This window comes from Paenibacillus sp. 2TAB19, assembly GCF_052115185.1.
GTDB lineage: Bacteria > Bacillota > Bacilli > Paenibacillales > Paenibacillaceae > Pristimantibacillus.
The window spans coordinates 1-2,949 of record NZ_JBFRGE010000173.1 but is presented as its reverse complement, the minus strand read 5'-3'; the positions used below and the strand labels follow the sequence as shown (position 1 = coordinate 2,949).

Annotated in this window: 1 rRNA gene; it reads right to left on the bottom strand. The window is 53.4% G+C overall.

Annotation, left to right across the window (positions count from 1 at the left end):
* Positions 1 to 12: 12 nt before the first annotated feature.
* Positions 13 to 2,943, bottom strand: a 23S ribosomal RNA gene (locus AB4Z33_RS30665).
* Positions 2,944 to 2,949: the final 6 nt, after the last annotated feature.

The following is a 2,949-nucleotide window of genomic DNA, read 5'->3' as shown; positions in this document are numbered from 1 at the left end:
ATATAAGCYTTTTAGGATAAGCCCTCGACCGATTAGTATTCGTCAGCTACACACATTGCTGTGCTTCCACCCCGAACCTATCAACCTCGTCGTCTTCAAGGGGTCTTACATACTGGGAAATCTCATCTTGAGGGGGGCTTCACGCTTAGATGCTTTCAGCGCTTATCCCGTCCGTACTTGGCTACCCAGCGGTGCTCCTGGCGGAACAACTGGTACACCAGCGGTACGTCCATCCCGGTCCTCTCGTACTAAGGACAGCTCCTCTCAAATTTCCTGCGCCCGCGACAGATAGGGACCGAACTGTCTCACGACGTTCTGAACCCAGCTCGCGTACCGCTTTAATGGGCGAACAGCCCAACCCTTGGGACCTACTTCAGCCCCAGGATGCGATGAGCCGACATCGAGGTGCCAAACCTCCCCGTCGATGTGGACTCTTGGGGGAGATAAGCCTGTTATCCCCAGGGTAGCTTTTATCCGTTGAGCGATGGCCCTTCCATTCGGTACCACCGGATCACTAAGCCCGACTTTCGTCCCTGCTCGACTTGTAGGTCTCGCAGTCAAGCTCCCTTATGCCTTTGCACTCTTCGAATGATTTCCAACCATTCTGAGGGAACCTTTGGGCGCCTCCGTTACATTTTAGGAGGCGACCGCCCCAGTCAAACTGCCCGCCTGACACGGTCCCTCTACCGGTTTCACGGTAGTAGGTTAGAACTCCGATACGATCAGGGTGGTATCCCAACGTCGCCTCCACACAAGCTGGCGCTCATGCTTCAATGGCTCCCACCTATCCTGTACAGATCGTACCAAAGTCCAATATCAAGCTGCAGTAAAGCTCCATGGGGTCTTTCCGTCTTGTCGCGGGTAACCTGCATCTTCACAGGTATTAAAATTTCACCGGATCTCTCGTTGAGACAGCGCCCAAGTCGTTACGCCATTCGTGCGGGTCAGAATTTACCTGACAAGGAATTTCGCTACCTTAGGACCGTTATAGTTACGGCCGCCGTTTACTGGGGCTTCGGTTCACAGCTTCGGRTTRCYCCTAACCGCTCCCCTTAACCTTCCAGCACCGGGCAGGCGTCAGCCCGTATACTTCGCCTTACGGCTTCGCACAGACCTGTGTTTTTGCTAAACAGTCGCTTGGGCCTTTTCACTGCGGCCCCCTCGGGCTATTCACCCTACCGAGGCACCCCTTCTCCCGAAGTTACGGGGTCATTTTGCCGAGTTCCTTAACGAGAGTTCTTCCGCGCGCCTTAGCATGCTCTGCTCGCCTACCTGTGTCGGTTTGCGGTACGGGCACCTAGATCTCACTAGAGGCTTTTCTTGACAGCCGGAGTACATGACCTTCGCTACTGTAATTTTCGCTCCCCATCACAGCCCAGCCKWAYGATTCGCGGATTTGCCTACSAAYYAGCCTCACTGCTTGGACGGACTATTCCATCAGTCCGCGTCACTGCCCTTCTGTGTCACCCCATTGCTCAAACAATCTTCGGTGGTACAGGAATTTCAACCTGTTGTCCTTCCACTACGCCTTTCGGCCTCGCGTTAGGTCCCGACTTACCCTGAGCGGACGAGCCTTCCTCAGGAACCCTTAGGCTTTCGGCGGACAAGATTCTCACTTGTCTTTTCGTTACTCATACCGGCATTCTCACTTGAATRCRSTCCACCAGTCCTCACGGTCTGACTTCAACCCGTATTCAACGCTCCCCTACCCAATGCAGCAAGCTGCAATGTCATAGCTTCGGTGGTGTGTTTAGCCCCGTTACATTTTCGGCGCAGAGTCACTCGACCAGTGAGCTATTACGCACTCTTTAAATGGTGGCTGCTTCTAAGCCAACATCCTGGTTGTCTTTGCAACTCCACATCCTTTCCCACTTAACACACACTTGGGGACCTTAGCTGATGATCTGGGCTGTTTCCCTCTTGACAATGGATCTTAGCACTCACTGTCTGACTCCCGGTAAGCATGTCTATGGCATTCGGAGTTTGACTGGACTTGGTAACCCTTGGCGGGCCCCGCACCCAATCAGTGCTCTACCTCCACGACACTCATAACCGAGGCTAGCCCTAAAGCTATTTCGGGGAGAACCAGCTATCTCCGAGTTCGATTGGAATTTCTCCGCTACCCCCACCTCATCCCCGAATTTTTCAACATTCGTGGGTTCGGGCCTCCAGTGCGTGTTACCGCACCTTCACCCTGGACAGGGGTAGATCACACGGTTTCGGGTCTACAACCACGTACTATGTCGCCCTATTCAGACTCGCTTTCGCTGCGGCTCCGTCTTTCCGACTTAACCTTGCACGTAATCGTAACTCGCCGGTTCATTCTACAAAAGGCACGCCATCACCCATTTAACGGGCTCTGACTTCTTGTAAGCGCACGGTTTCAGGTTCTTTTTCACTCCGCTTCCGCGGTGCTTTTCACCTTTCCCTCACGGTACTGCTTCACTATCGGTCACCAGGGAGTATTTAGCCTTGGCAGATGGTCCTGCCGGATTCCGACGGGGTTTCACGTGTCCCGCCGTACTCAGGATACACTTCGGAGAGTGCTAGCTTTTGGTTACAGGGCTTTTACCTCTTTTAGCGGGCCTTTCCAGACCTCTTCGCCTAACCAACACCTTTGTAACTCCATGTGAAGTGTCCTACAACCCCAAGGAGCAAGCTCCTTGGTTTGGGCTAATCCGCGTTCGCTCGCCGCTACTGACGGAATCACTTTTGTTTTCTCTTCCTCGGGGTACTTAGATGTTTCAGTTCCCCCGGTATGCCTCTTACTAAGCTATGTATTCACTTAGTAGTAACTGGACATTACTCCAGCTGGGTTTCCCCATTCGGAAATCCCCGGATCAAAGCCTGCTTACGGCTCCCCGAGGCGGTATCGTTGTTCGCCACGTCCTTCTTCGGCTCCTGGTGCCTAGGCATCCTCCGTGCGCTCTTAATAGCTTAACCAATGCT